The organism is Haematobacter genomosp. 1, assembly GCF_002196855.1.
Classification (GTDB): Bacteria; Pseudomonadota; Alphaproteobacteria; order Rhodobacterales; family Rhodobacteraceae; genus Haematobacter.
The window spans coordinates 15,447-36,592 of record NZ_NIPW01000034.1; the positions used below are offsets into that span (position 1 = coordinate 15,447).

Here is a 21,146-nt window from a genome sequence, read left to right on the forward strand (position 1 = left end):
CCGGCGGGGACGGCCGGGCCGGAGAAGACCATGACCACCCTTACCCCGCGGCAGATCCTGGAGAAGCTGGTTTCCTTCCAGTCCGTCAGCCGCGATTCCAACCTTCCCCTCATCGACTGGGTGGAGGATTACCTGGCCGGGCATGGCGTGAGCGCGCATCGCGTCTATAACGCCGAGGGCACCAAGGCCAACCTCTACGCCCAAGTCGGCCCGGATGTCGAAGGCGGCGTGGTGCTGTCGGGCCATACCGACGTGGTTCCGGTGGATGGGCAGAGCTGGACAAGCGACCCCTGGGTGCTGACGGAGCGGGGCGGGCGGCTTTACGGGCGCGGGGCCTGCGACATGAAGGGGTTCGATGCGCTGGCGCTGGCGGCGGTGCCGCTGGCGCTTTCGGCGGGCGTAAGGCGCCCGCTGCAGATCGCGCTGTCCTATGACGAGGAAGTGGGCTGCGTCGGTGCCCCCTCCATGGTGGCGGAGATGGCGGAACGGCTGCCGCGGGCCTCTGCCGTTATCGTGGGGGAGCCGTCGATGATGAAGCCGATCTCCGGCCACAAGGGCGGGTCCGGGCTCGCCATCCATGTGCGCGGCGTGCCGGTGCATTCCTCCATGCTCCACAAGGGCGTCAGCGCGATTCATGAGGCGGCGCGGCTCATCATGTGGGCCAACGAGGTGAATGCGGAAAACCGGGCGAAGCCGCGAACCGACCTTGCGAACATGTTCGACCCCCCGTGGACGACGATCCATGTCGGAACCATCCGGGGCGGCACGGCGGGGAACATCACGGCGGAGGACTGCTGGCTCGACATGGCCTTCCGCGTCATCCCGGGGGAGGAGAATGCGGACTATCGCCGGCGTCTGGCCGAACGCGTGGCGGAGGTGGAGGCGGGCATGAAGGCCATCAACCCGGCCGCTGGCATCACCGTGACCGAGCGTTTCTTCGTGCCGCTCCTGAAACCCGAAGCCGGTGGCCGGGCGGAGGAGATCACCCGCGCCCTGACCGGAGAGAACGCGGCAGGGGTCGTCAGCTATGGCACGGAGGCCGGACACTTCCAGCACAAGGGCTATTCCACCATCGTCTGCGGCCCCGGCGACATCGCGCAGGCGCATCAGCCCGACGAGTATATCACGGTCGCGCAGCTTGACGCGGGCTGGGCGTTCATGCAGCGCCTTGTCGGACAACTGGCGGCCTGAGGGACAGCATGGCATTCACAGTTCGGGCGGGTATCACCGCGGCAACTCCCGTGCAGTTCACCGACCCCCTTCCCGCGCAGGCGGATGTTGTGGTGATCGGGGGTGGCGTCATCGGGGTGATGACGGCCTGGTATCTGGCGGAGCGGGGCGAGAAGGTAGTGCTTTGCGAGAAGGGCCGGATCGCGGGGGAACAATCCTCCCGCAACTGGGGCTGGGTGCGCCAGCAGGGGCGCGACCATGCCGAGCTTCCGATCATGATGGAGGCGAGCCGCATCTGGGGCGGGCTGGCGGAGGCGGCGGGCGAAGACCTCGGCTTCCGGCGGGAGGGAGTGTTCTACATCGCCGGGGACGCGCAGAAACTGGCCTATTACGAAGACTGGCGCGAACGGAATGCCGTGCCGCATCAGCTCGACACGCGGCTGCTGACCCCTGCGGAAGTCTCTGCCATGGTGCCGATGGCCGGACAGGCGGCGGTCGGCGGGCTCTGGACGGCATCCGACGGGCGCGCGGAGCCGTGGGTCGCGGTGCCCGCGCTGACGCGTGCCGTGCAGCGCAGGGGCGTCGCCGTGCTGGAGAACTGCGCTGTCCGCACGCTCGACATCGCGGCGGGCCGGATCTCGGGGGTGGTGACGGAGCAGGGGCGCGTCGCCTGCGACAGGGTGGTGCTCGCCGGGGGGGCGTGGTCTTCGCTCTTCCTGCGCAACCATGGCGTCATGATCCCGCAGCTTTCCGTCCGCTCCACCGTCGCCGCGACGGAGCCGTTGCCGGAGGTGTTCGGCGGGAATGTCTATGCCACCGACCACGCCTTCCGGCGGCGGGAGGACGGCGGCTACACGCTCGCCCCGCGCGGCTTCCATGAGGTGCTGATCGGGCCGGATGCGTTCCGCCACTTCCGCAAATATCTGCCCGCGCTGTTCGACGACTTCGCCTCCAACCATTTCGTCTGGAAGGCGCCGGACGGCTATCCCGATGCATGGAATACTCCGCGCCGCTGGAGGCCCGATGAGGTCACGCCCTTCGAGCGGATGCGTGTGCTGGACCCGCAGCCGAACCAGCGGATCGTCGAGCAGTTCCGGTCGCGGTTCCAGCAGGCCTTCCCGCAGCTCGGCACCGTGCGGATCGCCCGCGCCTGGGCGGGGATGATCGACGCCATGCCGGATGCCGTGCCCGTGGTGGACCACATACCCGCCCTGCCGGGGCTGACCCTGGCGACGGGGATGAGCGGCCATGGCTTCGGCATCGGTCCCGCGATGGGCCGGATCGTCGCCGACATGGTGACGGGCCGCCCGGCAGGCCACGACATGACCCGCTTTCGCTGGTCCCGATTTACCGATGGGTCGAAACTCGAACTCGGCCCCGGCGTCTGACAGGAGACAAGACATGCCGATCAAGAACCGTCTGGCGGAGTTGCAGGAGGAGATCGCCGCGTGGCGCCGCGATTTCCACGAAAACCCCGAGTTGATGTATGATGTCCACCGCACGGCAGGCATCGTGGCGGAAAAGCTGCGGGAGTTCGGCTGCGACGAGGTGGTGGAGGGGATCGGCCGCACCGGCGTCGTCGGCATCATCCGGGGGCGGAGCGGATCGGACCGGGTGATCGGCTTGCGCGCCGATATGGATGCGCTGCCGATCTACGAGGCCACGGGGCTTCCCTATGCCTCCCGCACGCCCGGCAAGATGCACGCCTGCGGCCATGACGGGCACACGGCCATGCTGCTTGGCGCGGCGAAGTATCTGGCGGAGACGCGGAACTTCGACGGCACGGTCGCGCTGATCTTCCAGCCCGCGGAAGAAGGCGGCGCGGGCGGCAAGGCCATGGTGGATGACGGCATGATCGAGCGTTTCGGCATCACCGAAGCCTATGGCATGCACAATTCGCCGGGGCTGGAGGTGGGCAAGTTCTCCATCCGCTCCGGTCCTTTCTATGCCGCGACGGATGAGTTCGAGATCACCGTGACCGGCAAGGGCGGCCATGCCGCGAAGCCCCATGCCGGCATCGACACCACGCTGATCGCGAGCCATATCGTCATCGCGCTGCAATCCATCGCCTCGCGCAATGCCGATCCGGTCAAGTCGATCGTCGTCTCCGTCACCAGTTTCCGCACCGAGACGGAAGCCTTCAACGTCATCCCCGAGCGGGTGACCCTGCGCGGCACCGTCCGCACCTTCGAGAAAGAACTGCGCACGCTGGGTGAGGAGCGGCTGAAGGCGCTGGTGCCGCAGATCGCCGGGGCCTTTGGCGGCAGCGCCGAGATAGACTGGCGTCCCGGTTACCCCGCGACCGTCAACTGGGAGACAGAGACCGGCTATGCCGCCGAAGCGGCCCGCACCGTGGCGGGCGACGTTGATACCAACGCCGAGCCGCTGATGGGGGGCGAGGACTTCTCCTACGTGCTGGAGGTCGTGCCGGGCGCCTATATCCAGATCGGCAACGGCGACAGCGCGGATGTCCATCACCCCGCCTACAACTTCAACGATGAGGCGATCCCGGCGGGCGCGTCGTTCTGGGCGGAACTGGTGGAGCAGCGTCTCCGCGCCGCTTGAGGGCGGTCAGAAGATCGGGCGCGGCGGCGGGATGAGTTCATCCATCATCGCCGCCGCCCCCAGCCGCTGGACATCCGGCACGGTGAGCCGCCCACCCGCCCAGTCCGCCAGCCCGTCGAGCCGCAGGCGCGCCAGCATCTTGTTGGTATGGACGAGCGACAGCCCGACCGCATCCGCGAGATCCTGCTGCCGGTAGGGAAAGGGCACGGTCTGCCCCTCCGCGAGACCAAGCGCGGTCAGCCGTCCGAAGATGCGCGCCATGGCCCAGGCCAGCCGCTCCCGCGCGTCCCGCTGGCCGATTGTCGCCAATGCGTCACCCAGAAAATACTCCTCCGCCGCACTGATCCATGTCAGCGAATAAGCGCGCGTCGGTTGGCTCGTGAACAGTTCCCCCAATCGCGACCGGTCGAAGACACAGAGGGTCATGGGGGTCGTGGCCTCTATCCCGAACTGCATTCCGGCGCTGATTGCGTTTTGCAGCCCAACGAAATCTCCGGGAAAGACGAAGTTCACCACCTGGCGGCGGCCATCCTCCAAGCTCTTGTATTTCAATCCCATTCCAGAGAATACGGTGTACATGTTTCGACTTTGTTCCCCCTCGCTGAAAAGGGGAGTGCCGGGCGAGACGATCATCTCACCCCGCTTGAAACGCTCCATGAAACGCAGCTCTTCGGAGGTCATGGGAAGGAAGGCAGGGCGGCGGCGAAGAGGGCAGGCAGTACACGATACCGTCATGCCGGTCGCTCCTTTTGGTATGTCGTAGTTTAATGACGACGGCGCTGGAATGTTCCAAAGACAGGATACGACATTTTAAGATATGGAGGGAGCCTTGACGGAAGGATCCGGATTTTCCGTAGTACGGCGGCCCGAAGTTGCGCGGTTCATTGTGGTCGAACCCCTGCCGCTTATCGCGACCGATATTGTGGAGGCGATCCGCGGATCGGCGGGGGAATGTGATGTTCAGGTCTTTTCCCGCGCCGACATCGCCCATCATGCCATGGCGGAAATGTCGGACGTTACGGCCGCGTTCCTGTCGATGCGAAAGCAGGCGATCCTCGACTCCGGGCTTCACCGGTCCGTGGCGGAGCGGGGAGGACAGGTCATTGTCGTCAGCGGTTCGCTGGCGGAAGAAGACGCATTGTCCGAAGGTTGGTTGCTGCTTCGGGAGCCGTTCACCGGCGACATGGTCGACACCCTGCTGGCGCGCCTTCCCGGTCAGGTGAACTGACGCCACTAGCCGCCGGTATGGCTCATGTGGCGGGACATGGTTCCCGCGACGGTCTGGCGGGAATAGTCGAAATCATGGCCTTTGGGCTTGCGCGCGATGGCGGCGCGGATGGCGGTCTCCAGCACTGCATCGTCCGCGCCTTCGCGCAGGGGCGCGCGCAGGTCCGCCTTGTCCTCCTGCCCCAGACACATGAAAAGCTCCCCCGTGCAGGTAAGGCGGACACGGTTGCAGCTTTCGCAGAAGTTATGTGAGAGCGGCGTGATGAAGCCGATCTTCTGGCCGGTTTCCTCCAGCCGCACATAGCGGGCGGGGCCGCCCGTCCGCTCCGTAAGGTCGGTCAGGGTCCAGCTCTGCGCAAGGCGCGCACGCAGGTCGCGAAGTGACCAGAACTGGTCCAGCCGGTTTTCATTGCCGATATCGCCCATCGGCATGACCTCGATGAAGGTCAGGTCGTAACCCTCGGCGGCACACCATTGGACCAGCGTCTCAAGCTCATCCTCGTTGACGCCCTTCAGCGCCACGGTATTGATCTTGACCCGAAGACCCGCAGCTTTTGCCGCTTCCAGCCCCTCCAGAACCTGTGACAGCCGTCCCCAGCGGGTGATTTCCGCAAAGCGGCCCGCGTCCAGCGTGTCGAGCGAGACATTCACCCGCCTGACGCCGCAATCCACCAACTCCGCAGCGTGGCGGGCAAGCTGCGAGCCGTTGGTCGTCAGCGTAAGTTCCTTCAAGGCGCCGCTTTCCAGATGACGCCCCATCGCCCGGAAAAAGGTCATGATCCCCCGCCGGACAAGCGGCTCCCCCCCGGTAATGCGGAGCTTTTCGACCCCCAGGGCCACGAAGCCGGAACAGATCCTGTCCAACTCCTCCAGTGTCAGAAGCTCTGCCTTCGGAAGAAAGGTCATGTTTTCCGCCATGCAGTAAACGCAGCGGAAATCACAACGGTCTGTCACCGATACCCTGAGGTAACGTATTGCGCGCGCAAAAGGATCGATCAACGGCGTTGTCATATTGAGAAGATAGGCTTCGCGGGCTGCCGCGGCAAGCAGGCGCGTCTCCCCAATGCTGCTGATTTGCGCACGGTTGCAGGGGAAAGACATGCTAACCTCAAGATGTTTCGATAATGGAGAGCATTTGTGACGCGGCATGACTGGATTTTTGATGTCCTCGCGGATTTGCGCCGCTTTTCAGAACTGAACGGTCTGCCGCTTCTCTCCGATCAGATCGTGATCGCGGAGGAGGTGGCGCGGCGGGAGATCGACGCCGGGCCGCAGGATGCTCCGCATCCGCCCCCACAACCCGGCTGATCCGGCTGGCGCGTGCCCGGCTGTCGGGATAGGGTCGCGCCATGGCTGCCGACATGCTCCCCCTCTCTCCCGATCAGGCCGAGGCCTGGGATCGACTTGCCGAAATGCTGGCCGGGGCCGGGGTGGACCTGATCGACGGAACCCTTCAACCCGCCGGTGGGGAAGCGCCTTCGGTTCTGGCGGTCACGGGCAAGGCGGGTTCGGGCAAGACGATGCTGCTCGCCAGTCTGACGAAGGCGCTGGAAGATGCCGGGGTCGAGATCGTCTCCGGCGACTGGGAAGGGCGGCGGCGGAAGGAGCGGCGGACGCTGGCGGTGCTCGCCCCCACTAACAAGGCGGCGAGCGTGCTCCGCTCCCGCGGGGTGCCGGCGACGACGATCCACCGTATCCTTTATACGCCCGTCTATGATCCGCAATATGAGCGGCTGGCCGAATGGCTTGCGAACGGCGGTGAGCGCCCGGTGGTGGAGGGCATGGCGGAAGCCGCGCTGGACCGGGCCAAGGCGTTCTACGATCAGATGAAGTCGATCCCCGGCGCGCTTGCCACCGCGGGGCTGCGCGGGTCCGACTTCATTCGGGGCTGGAAGCGGCGAGAGGATCCGCTGGACATCGGTTTCGTGGACGAAGCCTCCATGCTCGACGCCCGCCAGTTCGAGGATTTGCAGGAAATCTTTCCGACGCTTGTGCTCTTCGGCGATCCGGCGCAGCTCGCGCCCGTGGGGCAGTCGGGCGAAATGGCCTTCGAGGGGCTGGGGGAGAAGCGGGTCCTGCACCTTTCCCGAATTCACCGGCAGGCGGAGGACAACCCGATCCTAGATCTCGCCCATGCGCTGGCCGATCCCGCGCTGACCTTCGAGCGGTTCGAGGCGATGGTGGAGGACGCGGCCCGGCGCGACCCCCGCGTGGTGGTGAGCCAGCGGGTGGAGTCCGATCTGATGGCGCGCTCCCCGGTGCTGGTCTGGCGCAATGTCACGCGGATCCGGCTCATCCAGGCGTTCCGGGCGGCCTTCGGTGCGCCGGAGGATGCGCTGCTGCCCGGTGAGCCGCTGATCTGCGACGGGATCGAATTGCCGCTGAAGCATCGCAAGAAGCGGATCGACCTTGAGGCGCGCGGGCTCATCAAGGGCGCGCAGGTCATCTATCTGGGCGAGGGGCGCAAGCCGGGCTTCTCCCGTCTGCACGTGTTGGGGGCGGAGGATCCGCAGGTCTCCGCCGCCTCCATCGTCAAGATCGAAAAGCCGGATGAGGAGGAGCCCTTCATCCCCTTTGCCGCGCGGATGGGCGCCACCTTTCTGCACGGCGCGGCGGTGACAATCCACAAGGCGCAGGGCTCGCAATGGGAGGCCGTGCAGGTCTTTGCCCCCGATCTCTGGGCCGCGGCGCAGACCGGGCGGATGGAGGCGGGACTTCCCCTGTGGAAGCGGCTTGCCTATGTGGCTATCACGCGGGCGGAGAAACGGCTGCTCTGGGTGGTGCGCAACCGGCTGGCGCGGCCGACGGCGGCGCTGGGTGTTGCCGATCTGGCCGGTGCGCGGCCCACGCTGGAACTCGCCGCCGAAGCGGAGGAATGACCCCCGTTCGGGATGATTTGGAAAGGAAATGCCATGCGCTGCATCTTTGTTCAGCTTCGCTGCACTCCCGGCAAGACCTATGAGGTTGCCGATGCGATCTATGACCGGGAGGTGGTCTCCGAACTCTACTCCACCTCCGGCGAATGGGATCTCCTCGCCAAGATCTACATCCCCGAGGAAGAGGATACCGGCCGCTGGCTGGCCGAGAACCTATTCGACATCGCGGATATCCAGCGCAGCCTGACGACCATGACGTTCAAGGCGTTCTGACCGCTCAGAGCCGGAGCGACCGGAACAGCGCCGAGGCGCCCCACCCTGCCACGACGGCCACCACGAGGGCGAGAATCCCCGTCATCAACGGCTGCTCCACCGCCAGAAGATGCACCCACCGCTCCACCCCCACCTTGTACACTGGCAGGTGGCTTTCGTAGCGGTCGATCACCTGCCCCTCCCGCGTCAGGTAGATGCGGGTGATATAAGTCCCTTCCACCAGCGTGGAGGGCAGCTCCACCCGCGTCTGGAACAGCGTTGATTCCTCCAGCGACACGGCGCGCTCGTTGACCTGATATGTTCCCGATTCCCGGCGAATTCGGATCAGCGCATCGACGAAGGCCGGTTCCTCCTCCTCCGACACGTCCCGCCCCGCGATGTAGATGAGCCGCGGCAGGGTGATGCCGTATTGCCGGTCCTGCTCCGGCGTCAGCATGAAGGAAACAGGCCAGGAAGTGTTGACGGCATAGAAGCTCGGCGCGGAGCGGATACGGACGTTCTGCGTGTTCATCCAGATGCCGAACTCATGGCTTTTCTTGCGGACGGTCAGCGTCTCCGGCGGTCCCTCGACGGTGACGATGATACCCAGGGGGTTGTCCTCTGGAATCGGTTGCTCCCGCCGGACGGCGCCGAAGACGAGGATCTCCGACCCGTCGAAACGCGCGCTGATGTCGATGAAGTCGTGGCTGAAGCCCGCCACGATCCTTTCACCCGTCGGGCGGGTCTGCGTGTCTGCGGTGAACGGCAGGAGGGTGAGGAGCAACAGGAACAGCGGGAGAAAGCGCATCAGAACCCGCCCCCGCGCGCGATGGAGAAAAGCTCCGGCGGCGTCACGACGAGATCATAGGCCAGCCGCCCGCAGACGAGCAGCACGAGAACTGCCAGCAGCACCCGGAGCTGCTCCGCCCGGAGTCTGGCGCCGAGCCGCGTGCCGATCTGCGCCCCGATCACGCCGCCGATGATCAGCAGGGTGCCGAGGATGAGGTCCACCGCCTGGTTGGTCCACGCCTGCATGAGCGTGGTGAAGCCGGTGACGAAGATGATCTGGAAAAGCGATGTGCCCACCACGACCTTGGTCGGCATGCCGAGCAGGTAGATCATCGCGGGCACCATCAGGAAGCCGCCGCCCACGCCCATGATCGCCGCCATGATCCCCACGAGGCACCCCACCAGCATCGGCGGAATGACGGAGATATAAAGGCCGGACGCCCGGAACTTCATCTTGAAGGGCAACCGGTGGACCCACAGATGCTGGCTCCGCCGGATGCGGACCGGGCCTTGCATCCGCTGCCGTCGCAACGCGCGGAGGCTTTCCTGAAACATGAGCAGGCCCACCGTCCCGAGCAGCACAACGTAGGAAAGCTGCACGATCAGGTCGATTTGCCCCAGCGCCTTCAACCGGTTAAACAGCCAGATCCCGATCAATGAACCGATGAGACCGCCGACGAGCAGTACGGTGCCCATCCTCAGATCCACGGTCTTGCGGCGAAGGTGACCAAGAACGCCCGAGACGGAGGAGGCGACCACCTGGTTGGCGCCGGTTGCGACTGCGACGGGCGGCGGAATGCCGATGAAGAACAGCGCGGGAGTGATGAGGAACCCGCCGCCCACGCCAAAGACGCCCGACAGGATACCGACGATGGCGCCTATCGCGAAGACGATCCCGCCATTGACGGAAACCTCGGCGATCGGCAGATAGACTTGCAGCATCTCATTCCCCGCGCGGGCGGTTCGGCGCGCCCGCGGCTACCGCTCCTTCACATAGGCTACCCCGCCCGCGCGCGGAGGAACAGCCCGACCGACAAAGCCGGCGAGAATGATGACCGTCAACACATAGGGCAGCGCCTGCATGACCTGCACCGGCACGGTGATGCCCAGAATTTCGATCGTCTGGAAGCGGTTGGTCAGCGCCTCCAGAAAGCCGAAGAGCATCGTCGCGCCGAGAGCATACCATGGCCGCCACTTGGCGAAGATCAGCGCGGCCAGCGCGATATAGCCGCGCCCCGCGGTCATCTCCTTGACGAAGCCCGCGGAGAGCCCGGTCGCCAGATAGGCGCCCGCAAGCCCGGTAAGCACCCCGCAGATCGCCACGGCCGCATAGCGCAGCCGCGTGACGGACACGCCCGCCGTGTCCACAGCCGCCGGGTTCTCCCCCACCGCCCGGAGCCGGAGGCCGAACCGCGTGCGGTAGAGGAGAAACGCGCTCGCCGGGACGAGCAGGAACGCGACATAGACAAGGATGGTATGACCGGAGATCAGCTCCGCATAGATCGGGCCGATGACGGGGACATGGCGCAATGTCTCCGCAAAGGGCAGCGTGATGGGTTGAAACCGCGCCGCGCCCTCCAGCGACGGGGTGCGTCCGCCGAGCTGGAACCAGTTCTGCCCGATCAGCACCGTCAAGCCGGAGGCCAGGAAGTTGATCGCCACGCCGGAGATGAGCTGATTGCCGCGGAAGGTGATGGAGGCGAGGCCGTGAATGGCCGACAGCGCCAGCGAGGCCGCTATTCCCGCCAGCAGGCCGATCCAGACATTGCCCGTCACCGCCGCCACCGCCGCTGACAGGAACGCGGCGGCGAGCATCTTGCCCTCCAGCCCGATGTCGAAAATCCCCGCCCGTTCGGAGAACATCCCCGCCAGACAGGCCAGCAGCAGCGGTGTCCCGAGGCGGATCGTGCTGTCGAGGATCTGCAGGATCGTGGCCGCGTCCATCAGCCCTTTCTCCCGAATTTCAGAAACAGCCGCTCCACCGGCATGCGGACCATGTTGTCCAGCGCGCCGGTGAACAGGATGACCAGCGCCTGTATCACGGTGATCAGTTCACGCGGGATCGCCATCCAGAGCGAAAGCTCCGCGCCGCCCTGATAGAGAAATCCGAACAGCAGGGAGGCGAGGAAAATCCCCACCGGATGCGAACGGCCCATGAGCGCCACGGCAATGCCGATGAAGCCCGCCCCTTCGACGGAGTTCAGCACCAGCCGCTGGGCCTCCCCCATGACGTTGTTGATGGCCATCATCCCCGCCAGCCCGCCGGAGATGAGCATGGCCCACATGGTGATCCGCGTGGGCGAGATACCGGCATAGCGCGCGGCGGATTCCGATTTGCCGAAGGCGCGGATCTCATAGCCCAGACGCGTGTGCCAGATGAGGAGCCAGACTGCGATGCAGGCGGCAACGGCGATCAGAAAGGTGATATTGGCCGGATTGCGGTTGTTGAACGGAATACCCACGAGCGCGAGGATTTCCGACAGGCGGGGCAGGGTGGCCCCTGCGGGAAAACGGGCCGTCGCGGGGTCCATGGAGCCTATGGGCCGCAGAATGTTCACCAGCAGATAGTTCAGCAATGCCGCGGCAATGAAGTTGAACATGATGGTGGTGATGACGATGTGGCTGCCCCGCCGCGCCTGAAGCCAGGCGGGGATCGCGGCCCAGGCCGCGCCGAACACCGCCGCGCCGATCATCGCGGCGGGAAGCGCCAGCCACCAAGAGGTCCACGGCAGCGCCAGACAGACGAGCGCAACGCCGAGGCCGCCCAGCGTCGCCTGCCCCTCGCCGCCGATATTGAACAGGCCCGCGTGATAGGCCACGGCCACCGACAGCCCGGTGAACATGAACGAGGTGGCATAATAGAGCGTGAAACCCCAGCCGTAGGAGGAGCCGAGCGCGCCCGTCACCATCGTGCGGATCGCCTCCACCGGGTCGGCGCCGATGGCGAGGATCACCAGCGCGGAGATGATGAAGGCCAGCAGGATGCTGATCAGCGGCACGAGAAAGACATCGGCCCATTTCGGCATCACGCGGCCTTCCCGTCCATTCCTGCCATCATCATGCCGAGTTCCTGTTCACTGGTCGTTTCGGGCGCGCGTTCGCCCATGATCTCACCGCCGCACATCACCACGATCCGGTCGGAGAGCGCGCGGATCTCGTCCAGTTCAACGGAAACCAGCAGGATCGCCTTGCCCGCATCGCGCAGGGCGACGATCTGCCGGTGGATGAATTCGATCGCCCCGATATCCACCCCCCGCGTCGGCTGGCCGATCAACAGCAGGTCCGGGTTGCGCTCCATCTCCCGCGCCAGAACGATCTTCTGCTGGTTGCCGCCCGAGAAATTCTTGGCCTCAAGGCGGGGAAGGGGCGGGCGCACGTCGAAACGCTGCATCTTCGCCTCCGTCTCCCCGATCAGCACGCCGTTCTGCATGAACGGGCCGCGCCGGTAGGCCGGGTCGTCCTGATAGCCGAAGGCCACGTTCTCCCACGCCGTGAAATCGAGGATCAGGCCAAGGTGATGGCGGTCCTCCGGCACATGGGCGATGCCCGCCTTCCTGCGGGTCCGTCCGTTCGCCTCCCGCCCCGACAGCGGCAAGGCGCGGCCGTTGAGCAGGAGGTGACCGGAGGCGGCGGGCATGATACCGCCCAGCACCGCCAGAAGTTCCGACTGTCCGTTTCCCGCAACCCCCGCGATGCCGACGATCTCCCCCGCCCGCACGGTGAGGGAGACATCCTTGACCCGCTCCACGCCGGAGGGGTCGCGCACGGTCAGGTTTTCGACCGACAGCACGACAGGGCCGGGCGTCGCCTCCTCCTTCTCCACGCGGAGGAGCACCTTGCGCCCGACCATCAGCTCCGCCAGCGCCTCCGGTGTGGTGTCCCGCGTGGGCAGCGTCGCCACCATCTCCCCGCGCCGCATGACGGAGACGGCATCGGTCACCTCCATGATCTCGCGCAGCTTGTGGGTGATGAGGAGGATGGTCTTGCCCTCGTCCCGGAGCGCGCGGAGGATGCGGAACAGGTGGTCCGCCTCCGCCGGGGTCAGCACGCCCGTCGGTTCGTCGAGGATCAGGATATTGGCCTGCCGGTAGAGCGCCTTGAGGATTTCCACCCGTTGCTGATGGCCGACGGAAAGCTCCTCCACCAGCGCATCCGGGTCCACGTTCAGCTCATAATCACGGGCGAGGTCCACAAGCAGGCTCCGCGCCCGCGCGAGCGCGGGGCGCAGCAAGCGCCCGCCTTCCGCGCCGAGCACGACATTCTCCAGCACGGTGAAGTTCTCCACCAGCTTGAAATGCTGGAATACCATGCCGATGCCCGCCCGGATCGCGGACTGGCTGTCCGGGATCGCGGTCACTTTGCCGTCGATCAGAATTTCTCCCGCATCGGCCTGATAGAACCCGAACAGGATCGACATGAGCGTCGATTTCCCGGCGCCGTTTTCGCCGATGATGCCGTGGATCGTGCCCTTGCGCACCTTGAGCGAGATGTCCCGGTTGGCCTGAACCGCGCCGAAGGATTTGGACACGCCCCTGAGTTCGATGGCGAGGGGCGCCGCCGTGTCCCTGCCGTCGCCGCCTCCCGTCATCGCGTCGCTCACTGCACGGGGCAGGTGTTGTCGGTCATGTAGTCGTGCACCTTGAGCGTTCCGGCCGAGATTTCCGTGGCAGCCTTGTCTGCGGCGGCTTTCATCTCCGGGGTGACGAGAGCGGCGTTGTTCTCATCCAGAGCATACCCTACCCCTTCGGAGGCCAGGTCCATCACCTTGAGCCCCGGTGCCAGGTTCCCGCCTTCGGTGAAGGCCTCGAACACGGCATTGTCCACGCGCTTGATCATGGAGGTCAGAACCTGTCCCGGATGCAGGAAGTTCTGGTTCGAATCGACACCGATCGACAGCATCTTCTCATCCGCGGCGGCTTGCAGAACCCCGATGCCGGAACCGCCTGCCGCCGCATAGACCACGTCCGAGCCCTGCGACTTCTGGGCGCGGGTCAGCTCACCGGCCTTCACCGGGTCGTTCCAGGCGGTGGGCGTGGTGCCCACGTAGTTCTGGATGATCTTGGCGCCGGGATTGGTCGCCTTCACACCCTGCACAAAGCCGCAGGCGAACTTGTGGATGAGCGGAATATCCATGCCGCCGATGAAGCTGACCGTGCCCGTCTTGGAGGCCATCGCGGCCATGATGCCCACAAGATATGACCCCTGCTCCTCCGTGAAGATGACGGAGCGCACGTTCGGCTGATCGACGACCATGTCGATGATGACGAATTTGGTGTCGGGATAGTCCGGGGCAACCTTGTTCAACACGTCGCCGAAGGCGAAGCCGGTCATCACGATGGGGTTGGAACCGCTTTCGGCCAGACGGCGAAGCGCCTGCTCCCGCTGCGCCTCCGACTGCATCTCAAGCTCACGGTAGCTGCCGCCCGATGCCGCGACCCAGCGCTGCGCCCCGCCATAGGCTGCTTCGTTGAAGGATTTGTCGAACTTCCCGCCGAGATCGAAGATCAGCGCCGGATCGGCTGCGGCAACGCCCGCGCCCAGAAACAGCGCAGCGGCGGCGCCGAGATAGGTCCGCATCAAACCCATGAAATGTCTCCTTGTTGCCTGTCTGCCAGCCGCCCGGTCCCAGTGGCGACAGCCGGGTCTTCGCCCAGCACGATTTGGCCGCAGCCCCTGCGGGCGGTCAACAGATTTCTGGCGCAGACGGTGGCGGGGCGGTTCAGGAGGGGGAGAGTGCCCGTGTCATGACCACCGCATCGACGGAACGGCCATCGGGGGTGGCGTAGTACCCCCTGCGGCGCCCGGCCTCCCGGAAACCTGTCGCGGCATAGAGCGCGCGCGCCGGGGCATTGTCGGCGGCGACTTCCAGAAACGCGCTTGCCGCGCCGCGCCGCGCCGCCTCCGCCGCAAACCCCTCGACCAGCCGTCGCCCGATACCCCGCTGGCGAAACGCGGAGGAGACGGCAAGCGTCAGCAACTCCGCCTCATCCGCGATGACCCGGCCGATGAGAAAGGCAGCGCCTTCCCTCAGCAGAAAGACGCCGCGCCCGGCCAGTACCTCCGCCATCTCCCGCTCCGACCAGGGGCGGGGCGTGGTGAAACTTTCCGCGTGAAGCTGTGCAAGCTCCGCCGGCGTCATGGCAGGATGAGCGGCGGCGGGTCCGCGGGCGGCGCCGCATCGGCGGGGCGGAGGTAGAGAGGGGCCGGCGGAGAAGCCGGGCGGTGCCGCCGCTCAGCCGCGAGCCGGGCCACGCCCTCCGCAACCGGCAGCCCCGGCCCAAGTGCTCCCCCCCCTGTCAGGCGCGCGATCTCCGCAGCTCTGTGGCCCAGAACAGGAAGCTGGCTCTCTGCCAGTCCCTCCGGCAGGGACTTCGGGTCGGCCAGCACAGCGCCTTCGCTTGTTCCCCGGGGCAGCGATCCGCCCTCAGCGCGCAGGGGACAGAGCCACACATGATCGCGGCGTGCATCGAGACTGACGAGAACCGGGCGCTGGGTGCCGACCGCCAGCGCCTCGAACCGGCTGACGCCGATGGCGGGGAGGCCGAGCGACAGCGCCAGCCCGCGCGCCGCGGCGACGGCGATGCGGATGCCGGTGAAATTGCCCGGCCCCACGCCCACGCCGAGCGCCGAGAGATCGCGCCAGCCGGCCTGCGCCTCCGCCAGCACCTCCTCCAGCAGCGGCATCAGCCGCTCCGCCTGCCCCTTTTCCATGGCCTCCTGCCGCGAAACAAGCAGCCGGTCTCCGGAGAGCAAAGCGGCCGCGCAATGCGCGGCCGATGTGTCGAAGGCGAGAATCAGCGGCTCAGGCGGCAACGGGTCTGACCTCGATCACCTCGGGGATATAGTGGCGCAGCAGGTTCTCGATCCCCATCTTCAGCGTGAGGGTGGAGGACGGGCAGCCCGCGCAGGCCCCCTGCATGTGCAGATAGACGACGCCCCGGTCGAACCCGTGGAAGGTGATGTCGCCGCCGTCCTGGGACACGGCAGGGCGGACACGCGTGTCCAGCAGTTCCTTGATCTGCTCGACGATGTCCGCATCCTCTCCCGTATGCTCGCGGTGGCCGGAGTTGGCCTTCGGGGCCTCCCCCTCCATCACCGGGATACCGGACTGATAATGCTCCATGATCGCGCCGAGGATCGCGGGCTTGATGTGCTCCCAGGCGACGCCTTCGGCCTTGGTCACCGTCACGAAATCGGTGCCGAAGAACACACCCGTCACGCCCTCCACCGCAAAGATGCGGCGGGCGAGGGGGGAACGGTCGGCCGCGCCCTCGTTCGGGAAATCGGCGGTCCCGACCTCCAGCACGGTCAGGCCGGGAAGGAATTTCAGCGTGGCGGGGTTCGGGGTCGTCTCTGTCTGGATGAACATGGGCTGTCTCCTGTTGCCGCCAAGATGTCGATTCCGACAGGGAAAGTCAAGATTTCTGGAACGATTCTAAATCGGCCGGAGCACACGGCAGGGATTTCCCACCGCGAGCACCCCGCCGGGCAGGTCGCGCGTCACCACGCTGCCCGCACCGATGACGGTGTTCGCGCCCACCGTCACGCCGGGGCAGAGGATGCTGCCGCCGCCGATCCACGCGCCGTCGCCCACCCGCACGGGCAGGGCCGATTCGAGCCCGGAGCGCCGGGTGGCGGCGTCGAGGGGATGGGTTGCCGTATAGATGTGCACGCCGGGGCCGATCTGCACCTCTTCCCCGATGTCGATGCGGTTGCAGTCGAGAAAGACGCAGTCGTAGTTCACGAAGCTGCGCGCGCCGATGGAGATGTGGATGCCGTAATCACAGCGGAAGGCGGGTTTCAGCACTGCACCATCGCCCCAGTGGCGGAACAGCCGGGACAGCAGATGATCCCTCACCGCGGTTTCATCGGGCGCGCTGGCATTGAAGACCGCAAGCAGGTGTTGCGCCGAAAGATGTTCGGCCACCAGTTCGGGATCGTTCGCCAGATAGAGTTCCCCCGCCAGCATCCGCTGTTTCTGGGTCCGGTCGTCAGTCATGGCATCCTCCGCGGGCGGCTTCGGGGCTTCCGCAGTTTTTCCGGTGGTCGGGCTTCCGGTGTCCGTTGCCCATTGGTCTGTATGCGCGGATGGCCTGTAAGCCGGATTTTGTCCGGGGGCGGACCCCCTGGATGACCATTCCTCTAGGCCCGGAGTTACCTCCGGGCTCAAGCTGCCAACCCGGGCCTCCGGGCTGAAGCGTCCCTGCCTCCGCCGGAGCGGAAGGCGCGAGGCCCCTATTCGGCATTGCTCCCGGTGGGGCTTGCCAAGCCGGTCCTGTTGCCAGTCCCGCGGTGGGCTCTTACCCCACCGTTTCACCCTTGCCAGCGGCGAACCGCGGGCGGTCTGTTCTCTGTGGCGCTTTCCCTCGGGTTGCCCCGGCCGGGCGTTACCCGGCACCGTTGCTTCATGGAGTCCGGACTTTCCTCGCGGGCCTTGCGGCCCCCGCGGTCATCCGGCCATCCGCGCGGGGAGAGAGCTAGACGCTCCCCCGCCTCTGGTCAACGGGAAAGCGACGGGCAAGGTCGGCGGCCAGCGCCGCATCCACGGGGTCGGCGGGCCCATCGGCCCAGGGGCGGAAGCGGAGCCGGAAGGCCGAGAGCAGCAGCGCCGCATCACCCTCCGGGTAGCCGAAGGCGCGGAGAGAGGCCGGAAGCCCGTCCAGACATGCTCCGCCCCCCTCTGCCGCCTCCGGCCAGACCGACAGACCGGACAGCGCGAGCCGCCGCCAGTCGAACCGGGGACCGGGGTCGATCTTGCGTGCGGGCGCCATGTCGGAATGGGCAATCACCCGCTCCAGCGGAATGGCCCATCTGTCGAGGATGTCGGCCAGCAGCCGCTCCAGCGATGCCATCAGCGGGGCGGAGAACGGCTCCGCGCCGGTATTGTCAAGCTCGATGCCGATGGAGCGGGAGTTCACGTCGGTCACGGCGCCCCATTGGCCGGCCCCCGCGTGCCATGCCCTGCGGCTCTCCTCCACCAGCGGCAGCGTTGCGCCGTCCTTGCCGATCAGCCAGTGGGCCGACACTTCCGCCGCGGGATCGCACAGCCGCTCCTCCGCCGCGCGGAAATCGGTCATCGCGGTGTAGTGGATCACCACCATGTCTGGCCGCGCGCCGTCCCGACGCTCGCCGAAGTTCGGCGAGGCCACGGGTCAGCGCATCGCGTTGCGGAAGGGCGTCGGATCCCAGTCGCAGGCGAAACCGTCGCCATCGGGATCAAGGCTGCGCCGGTCGTTCTCCGGGCCGCCCGCCTCAAGGAACGCCTGCTGGGCGAGATCGGGCGAGGCATAGCGCGCGCAGGCGCTGGCGTTCATATTGCCCCGGAACGGGTTCACGCGGCTGTAACGCTGCTCTCCCACGTTGTTGGTGGTCTGGAGCGCATAGGCCACGATATTCGGCCCGGTATTGGTGCGCTGGGGCAGGGGAACCGCCGCAACCTGCTGGTAGCTGCGGGCGTTGGCCTCGATGCGGGCCTTGTCGCTCTCGATCGTCTCGCGCGAGCGGACGGCGGCAAAGCTCTGCTCGTCGGAGATGCCGGTGAACACCGCCGCGCGCTCCTGCGCTGGCGCCGTGTCGCCGTAGGTGGCGGCGGGTGCGCCGAGGGTGGAGGACGAGACTGAAGGCCCGCCGATCGCACTGGCCGGCGCGGCGCCAGCCGCGCCCCCCTCACGCATGTGCATGTATTCCTGATAACTCCCTTCGGAGGAGCAGGCAGCAAGGGCAGAGAGAGCGAGGACAGCGAAGGTAAGGCGCATCGGGCAACCCATTTGATTTTCTAGCGCCTTACCACCATTTCGCGGGCTTGGAAACGAATCCCGCAGCGGTCTCCAGTGCGAAGGCCGCATTGAGAAGCTCGCCCTCCTCCCACGGCCTGCCGATAAGCTGGAGGCCCAGCGGCAGGCCCTGCCGGTCCAGCCCCGCAGGCACCGAAATCCCCGGCAGGCCCGCGAGGTTGACCGTCACGGTAAAGACGTCGTTGAGGTACATCCTTACCGGATCCGCATCGGCCATTTCACCCAGACCGAATGCCGCAGAGGGCGTGGCCGGTGTCAGGATCGCGTCGATCCCGTCGCCGAAGACCACGTCGAAGTCATGCTTGATCATCGCGCGGACCTTGCGGGCGCGGTTGTAGTAGGCGTCGTAGAACCCCGCGGAGAGCACGTAGGTGCCGACCATGACCCGGCGCTGGACTTCCTTGCCGAAGCCTTCGGCGCGGGTCTTTTCATAGATCTGCACGATGCCTTCGCCCGGCCCGAGCTTTGCCCGGTGGCCATAGCGCACCCCGTCATATCGCGCGAGGTTGGAGGACGCCTCCGCCGGCGCGATCACGTAATAGGCCGGCAGCGCGTATTTCGTATGGGGGAGGGAGATGTCCACGATCTCCGCCCCCGCGTCGCGGAGCATTTCGGTCCCCTGTTTCCAGAGCGCCTCGATCTCGTCGGGCATGCCGTCCATGCGGTATTCGCGCGGGATGCCGATGCGCTTGCCGCGGATGTCACCGGTGAGCGCGGCCTCGAAATTCGGCACGGCGAGGTCGGCGGAGGTGGAATCCTTCGCGTCCGGCCCGGACATCGCTTCCAGCATGATGGCCGCGTCGCGCACCGTCTTGGTCATCGGCCCCGCCTGATCCAGCGAGGAGGCGAAAGCGATGGTGCCCCAGCGGGAGCAGCGCCCGTAGGTCGGCTTGATGCCCACGATGCCGGTGAAGGCGGCGGGCTGGCGGATGGAGCCGCCGGTATCCGTTCCCGTGGCGCCAAGGCACAGGTCCGCCGCCACCGCCGCCGCCGATCCGCCGGAGGAGCCGCCGGGCGTCAGGTTGCGGTCGTCCACCTTCCACGGGTTCACCACATCGCCGTAAACGGAGGTTTCGTTGGAGCTGCCCATGGCGAATTCGTCCATGTTCAGCTTGCCCAGCATCACGGCGCCCGCATCGCGCAACTGCTGCGTGACGGTCGATTCGTAGCCCGGACGGAAGCCCTCCAGAATGCGCGAGGCGGCCTGCGAGGCCACGCCCTCGGTGCAGAACAGATCCTTCACCCCGATCGGGATGCCGCACATGGCGGGCGCATCGCCCCCGGCCAGCCGTTTGTCGGCCTCCGTCGCGCGGTGCAGCGCGATTTCCGGGGTGGTGTGGACAAAGGCGTTCAGCGCCCCCGCCGCGGCAATCGCCTCAAGGCAGGATTCCGTCAGTTCGACGGAGGTGATGTCGCCCTTGCGGAGCGCGTCGCGCGCATCTGCGATGGTCAGACGGTTCGGCAGGACTTCGGTCATTCCACCACCTTCGGCACGGCAAAGAATCCTTCGCGGGCATCGGGGGCATTGGCGAGGATCCTGTCCTGCATCTCCCCTTCCGTCACCACGTCCTGACGACGCTTGAGCCGCATGGGCGTGACCGAGGTCATCGGCTCCACGCCCTCCACATCCACCTCATTGAGCTGTTCCATGAAGGTGAGGATGTTCGACAGTTCCTGCGCCAGCGCGGGCAGGTCGGTCTCCTCCACCCGGATACGGGCAAGGTGCGCCACGCGGCGCGCGGTATCGGTGTCGATGGACATGGGGTGTCTCCGCGTCAGGACCGGGATCGTTTAGCGAGGCAGGCCCCGTTCCGCAAGCATGTGACGCCGATAGACCTCGATCATCCAGCCGAGCATCAGCGCATTCAGCACGTGCCAGAGCAGATGCTTGCCCATCGGCAGGCGGGCGCAGACCAGCCCGTCGGCGGAGCGGGCGGTGAGCGACAGAAGCAGGATGCACGCTCCGAGCGCCAGCCCCCCGGCCGTCTGCGGGGCGCGAGACGACAGCAGGAGCGCGTAGAACAGGATCAGGAGCGGCACCGGCAGATAGGCGGCGGATCGGCCCAGCAGCGGCACACCCGCCAGAAACGGGGTGACCAGAGCGGCGAAGGGAAAGAACAACGCCACACCGATCAGGGCCAGGGGCCAGCGGAGCCGCAGGAAATGCAGGTTCGCCGTGAAAAGATAGGCGAGGATGAAGGCAAGGATCGGCAGCGTATCGGCCAGCGCCGCCCAGCGGGTCGCGAAAGTGTGAAACAGGAAGGATCCGATGCCGATCAGCGCCAGGAGCGCGCAGAGCACACCGGCCAGCGGCAGCCGCTCCCCGCTGATCCGCCGCCAGGACACAAGGGCCGCGATGAGAAAGGCCAGGTTGGTGACGGCATTCAGCGGCTCCGACCAGAAGGAGGCGTCCGTCCGCTCGCAATAGGCGTCTATCGTCCGGCTCCAGTCCATGCGTTTCCATTCCCGCGCG

Annotated in this window: 24 protein-coding genes and 1 other RNA gene; 7 read left to right on the top strand and 18 right to left on the bottom strand. The window is 66.4% G+C overall.

What is annotated here, in order from left to right:
* The first annotated feature begins 30 nt into the window (after positions 1-30).
* From argE to CDV49_RS16210, 3 genes are read left to right on the top strand one after another with little or no spacing between them, the layout of a single operon-like run.
* The gene (gene argE, locus CDV49_RS16200; RefSeq protein ID WP_088216454.1) at positions 31-1,191 is read left to right on the top strand and encodes an acetylornithine deacetylase; all 1,161 of its coding nucleotides are present in this window, start codon (positions 31-33) and stop codon (positions 1,189-1,191) included.
* 8 nt (positions 1,192-1,199) lie between these two features.
* On the top strand, positions 1,200-2,558 hold the full coding sequence (locus tag CDV49_RS16205; protein ID WP_088216455.1) for an NAD(P)/FAD-dependent oxidoreductase: 1,359 nt from the start codon (positions 1,200-1,202) through the stop codon (positions 2,556-2,558).
* Positions 2,559-2,571: 13 nt separating this feature from the next.
* Positions 2,572-3,735, top strand: coding sequence for a M20 aminoacylase family protein (locus CDV49_RS16210; protein WP_088216456.1), 1,164 nt, complete (start codon positions 2,572-2,574; stop codon positions 3,733-3,735).
* Between the two features lie 6 nt (positions 3,736-3,741).
* Here CDV49_RS16210 and CDV49_RS16215 read toward each other — a convergent pair whose 3' ends face one another.
* The gene (locus CDV49_RS16215) at positions 3,742-4,470 is read right to left on the bottom strand and encodes a Crp/Fnr family transcriptional regulator (protein ID WP_088216457.1); all 729 of its coding nucleotides are present in this window, start codon (positions 4,468-4,470) and stop codon (positions 3,742-3,744) included.
* Positions 4,471-4,564: 94 nt separating this feature from the next.
* Between CDV49_RS16215 and CDV49_RS16220 the strand changes: the two genes are divergently transcribed.
* Positions 4,565-4,963, top strand: a complete 399-nt coding sequence (locus tag CDV49_RS16220; RefSeq protein ID WP_088216458.1) for a hypothetical protein — start codon at positions 4,565-4,567, stop codon at positions 4,961-4,963.
* 5 nt (positions 4,964-4,968) lie between these two features.
* On the opposite strand, the gene moaA is transcribed toward CDV49_RS16220, so the two are convergent.
* Positions 4,969-5,973 carry a GTP 3',8-cyclase MoaA gene (gene moaA / locus CDV49_RS16225; protein ID WP_088216512.1) on the bottom strand — a complete coding sequence of 335 codons (1,005 nt, stop codon included), beginning with the start codon at positions 5,971-5,973 and terminating at the stop codon, positions 4,969-4,971.
* Positions 5,974-6,099: 126 nt separating this feature from the next.
* Here moaA and CDV49_RS20525 point away from each other — a divergent pair, with 126 nt between their 5' ends.
* Genes CDV49_RS20525 through CDV49_RS16235 form a run of 3 tightly spaced genes read left to right on the top strand, consistent with a single transcriptional unit; the run spans position 6,100 to position 8,111 of the window.
* Entirely contained in the window at positions 6,100-6,270 is a 171-nt protein-coding gene (locus CDV49_RS20525) for a hypothetical protein (protein ID WP_179209241.1), read from the top strand.
* 41 nt (positions 6,271-6,311) lie between these two features.
* Positions 6,312-7,841 (top strand): ATP-dependent DNA helicase, encoded by a 1,530-nt coding sequence (locus CDV49_RS16230; RefSeq protein WP_088216459.1) that lies wholly within the window; start codon positions 6,312-6,314, stop codon positions 7,839-7,841.
* Between the two features lie 33 nt (positions 7,842-7,874).
* On the top strand, positions 7,875-8,111 hold the full coding sequence (locus CDV49_RS16235) for an Lrp/AsnC ligand binding domain-containing protein (RefSeq protein ID WP_035741509.1): 237 nt from the start codon (positions 7,875-7,877) through the stop codon (positions 8,109-8,111).
* Positions 8,112-8,115: 4 nt separating this feature from the next.
* Here the strand turns inward: CDV49_RS16235 and CDV49_RS16240 are convergent, their stop codons facing one another.
* The 16 genes from CDV49_RS16240 to CDV49_RS16315 all read right to left on the bottom strand — a co-directional run bounded on the left by CDV49_RS16240 (position 8,116) and on the right by CDV49_RS16315 (position 21,127).
* Positions 8,116-8,898 carry a TIGR02186 family protein gene (locus CDV49_RS16240; protein ID WP_088216460.1) on the bottom strand — a complete coding sequence of 261 codons (783 nt, stop codon included), beginning with the start codon at positions 8,896-8,898 and terminating at the stop codon, positions 8,116-8,118.
* Positions 8,898-9,818: a sulfite exporter TauE/SafE family protein gene (locus tag CDV49_RS16245; RefSeq protein ID WP_088216513.1), complete on the bottom strand. Its 921-nt coding sequence runs from the start codon at positions 9,816-9,818 to the stop codon at positions 8,898-8,900. The genes CDV49_RS16240 and CDV49_RS16245 overlap by 1 nt, the downstream gene beginning before the upstream one ends.
* 39 nt (positions 9,819-9,857) lie before the next feature.
* Positions 9,858-10,823 (bottom strand): ABC transporter permease, encoded by a 966-nt coding sequence (locus CDV49_RS16250; RefSeq protein WP_179209242.1) that lies wholly within the window; start codon positions 10,821-10,823, stop codon positions 9,858-9,860.
* Positions 10,823-11,905, bottom strand: a complete 1,083-nt coding sequence (locus CDV49_RS16255) for an ABC transporter permease (protein WP_088216462.1) — start codon at positions 11,903-11,905, stop codon at positions 10,823-10,825. Before CDV49_RS16255 ends, CDV49_RS16250 begins: the two co-directional genes overlap by 1 nt.
* Entirely contained in the window at positions 11,905-13,467 is a 1,563-nt protein-coding gene (locus CDV49_RS16260) for an ABC transporter ATP-binding protein (RefSeq protein WP_088216463.1), read from the bottom strand. The genes CDV49_RS16255 and CDV49_RS16260 overlap by 1 nt, the downstream gene beginning before the upstream one ends.
* An 8-nt stretch (positions 13,468-13,475) precedes the next feature.
* Entirely contained in the window at positions 13,476-14,465 is a 990-nt protein-coding gene (locus tag CDV49_RS16265; protein ID WP_088216464.1) for a BMP family lipoprotein, read from the bottom strand.
* A 133-nt stretch (positions 14,466-14,598) separates the two neighbouring features.
* Positions 14,599-15,018: a ribosomal protein S18-alanine N-acetyltransferase gene (rimI, locus tag CDV49_RS16270; RefSeq protein ID WP_088216465.1), complete on the bottom strand. Its 420-nt coding sequence runs from the start codon at positions 15,016-15,018 to the stop codon at positions 14,599-14,601.
* A complete protein-coding gene (gene tsaB / locus CDV49_RS16275) occupies positions 15,015-15,692 on the bottom strand; it encodes a tRNA (adenosine(37)-N6)-threonylcarbamoyltransferase complex dimerization subunit type 1 TsaB (RefSeq protein ID WP_088216466.1) in 678 nt (225 codons plus the stop codon). Before tsaB ends, rimI begins: the two co-directional genes overlap by 4 nt.
* Positions 15,682-16,248, bottom strand: a complete 567-nt coding sequence (locus CDV49_RS16280; RefSeq protein WP_035741497.1) for a NifU family protein — start codon at positions 16,246-16,248, stop codon at positions 15,682-15,684. The genes tsaB and CDV49_RS16280 overlap by 11 nt, the downstream gene beginning before the upstream one ends.
* A gap of 66 nt (positions 16,249-16,314) precedes the next feature.
* Positions 16,315-16,878, bottom strand: coding sequence for a sugar O-acetyltransferase (locus tag CDV49_RS16285; RefSeq protein WP_088216467.1), 564 nt, complete (start codon positions 16,876-16,878; stop codon positions 16,315-16,317).
* Positions 16,879-16,959: 81 nt separating this feature from the next.
* An RNA gene (gene rnpB / locus CDV49_RS16290) (RNase P RNA component class A) lies at positions 16,960-17,344 on the bottom strand.
* Between the two features lie 12 nt (positions 17,345-17,356).
* Positions 17,357-17,980, bottom strand: a complete 624-nt coding sequence (locus CDV49_RS16295) for an N-acetylmuramoyl-L-alanine amidase (protein ID WP_088216468.1) — start codon at positions 17,978-17,980, stop codon at positions 17,357-17,359.
* 51 nt (positions 17,981-18,031) lie between these two features.
* Complete coding sequence (locus tag CDV49_RS16300) at positions 18,032-18,634, bottom strand: hypothetical protein (RefSeq protein ID WP_256947378.1); 603 nt, start codon at positions 18,632-18,634, stop codon at positions 18,032-18,034.
* A gap of 28 nt (positions 18,635-18,662) precedes the next feature.
* Positions 18,663-20,150: an Asp-tRNA(Asn)/Glu-tRNA(Gln) amidotransferase subunit GatA gene (gatA, locus tag CDV49_RS16305; protein WP_088216470.1), complete on the bottom strand. Its 1,488-nt coding sequence runs from the start codon at positions 20,148-20,150 to the stop codon at positions 18,663-18,665.
* On the bottom strand, positions 20,147-20,434 hold the full coding sequence (gene gatC, locus CDV49_RS16310; protein ID WP_035741492.1) for an Asp-tRNA(Asn)/Glu-tRNA(Gln) amidotransferase subunit GatC: 288 nt from the start codon (positions 20,432-20,434) through the stop codon (positions 20,147-20,149). Before gatC ends, gatA begins: the two co-directional genes overlap by 4 nt.
* Positions 20,435-20,464: 30 nt before the next feature.
* Complete coding sequence (locus CDV49_RS16315; RefSeq protein ID WP_088216471.1) at positions 20,465-21,127, bottom strand: ceramidase domain-containing protein; 663 nt, start codon at positions 21,125-21,127, stop codon at positions 20,465-20,467.
* Between the last annotated feature and the right edge of the window lie 19 nt (positions 21,128-21,146).

Excerpts from the sequence above, each read along its gene's own strand:
- CDV49_RS16285 (WP_088216467.1), bottom strand. The coding sequence starts at position 16,878 with ATGACTGACGACCGGACCCAGAAACAGCGGATGCTGGCGGGGGAACTC.
- CDV49_RS16280 (WP_035741497.1), bottom strand. The coding sequence starts at position 16,248 with ATGTTCATCCAGACAGAGACGACCCCGAACCCCGCCACGCTGAAATTC.
- moaA (WP_088216512.1), bottom strand. The coding sequence starts at position 5,973 with ATGACAACGCCGTTGATCGATCCTTTTGCGCGCGCAATACGTTACCTC.
- CDV49_RS16235 (WP_035741509.1), top strand. The coding sequence starts at position 7,875 with ATGCGCTGCATCTTTGTTCAGCTTCGCTGCACTCCCGGCAAGACCTAT.
- CDV49_RS16265 (WP_088216464.1), bottom strand. The coding sequence starts at position 14,465 with ATGGGTTTGATGCGGACCTATCTCGGCGCCGCCGCTGCGCTGTTTCTG.
- CDV49_RS16300 (WP_256947378.1), bottom strand. The coding sequence starts at position 18,634 with ATGCGCCTTACCTTCGCTGTCCTCGCTCTCTCTGCCCTTGCTGCCTGC.
- CDV49_RS16210 (WP_088216456.1), top strand. The coding sequence starts at position 2,572 with ATGCCGATCAAGAACCGTCTGGCGGAGTTGCAGGAGGAGATCGCCGCG.
- CDV49_RS16240 (WP_088216460.1), bottom strand. The coding sequence starts at position 8,898 with ATGCGCTTTCTCCCGCTGTTCCTGTTGCTCCTCACCCTCCTGCCGTTC.
- CDV49_RS16230 (WP_088216459.1), top strand. The coding sequence starts at position 6,312 with ATGGCTGCCGACATGCTCCCCCTCTCTCCCGATCAGGCCGAGGCCTGG.
- CDV49_RS16250 (WP_179209242.1), bottom strand. The coding sequence starts at position 10,823 with ATGGACGCGGCCACGATCCTGCAGATCCTCGACAGCACGATCCGCCTC.
- CDV49_RS16315 (WP_088216471.1), bottom strand. The coding sequence starts at position 21,127 with ATGGACTGGAGCCGGACGATAGACGCCTATTGCGAGCGGACGGACGCC.
- CDV49_RS16260 (WP_088216463.1), bottom strand. The coding sequence starts at position 13,467 with ATGACGGGAGGCGGCGACGGCAGGGACACGGCGGCGCCCCTCGCCATC.
- rimI (WP_088216465.1), bottom strand. The coding sequence starts at position 15,018 with ATGACGCCGGCGGAGCTTGCACAGCTTCACGCGGAAAGTTTCACCACG.
- gatA (WP_088216470.1), bottom strand. The coding sequence starts at position 20,150 with ATGACCGAAGTCCTGCCGAACCGTCTGACCATCGCAGATGCGCGCGAC.
- CDV49_RS16215 (WP_088216457.1), bottom strand. The coding sequence starts at position 4,470 with ATGACGGTATCGTGTACTGCCTGCCCTCTTCGCCGCCGCCCTGCCTTC.
- gatC (WP_035741492.1), bottom strand. The coding sequence starts at position 20,434 with ATGTCCATCGACACCGATACCGCGCGCCGCGTGGCGCACCTTGCCCGT.
- argE (WP_088216454.1), top strand. The coding sequence starts at position 31 with ATGACCACCCTTACCCCGCGGCAGATCCTGGAGAAGCTGGTTTCCTTC.
- CDV49_RS16255 (WP_088216462.1), bottom strand. The coding sequence starts at position 11,905 with ATGCCGAAATGGGCCGATGTCTTTCTCGTGCCGCTGATCAGCATCCTG.
- CDV49_RS16205 (WP_088216455.1), top strand. The coding sequence starts at position 1,200 with ATGGCATTCACAGTTCGGGCGGGTATCACCGCGGCAACTCCCGTGCAG.
- CDV49_RS16295 (WP_088216468.1), bottom strand. The coding sequence starts at position 17,980 with ATGGTGGTGATCCACTACACCGCGATGACCGATTTCCGCGCGGCGGAG.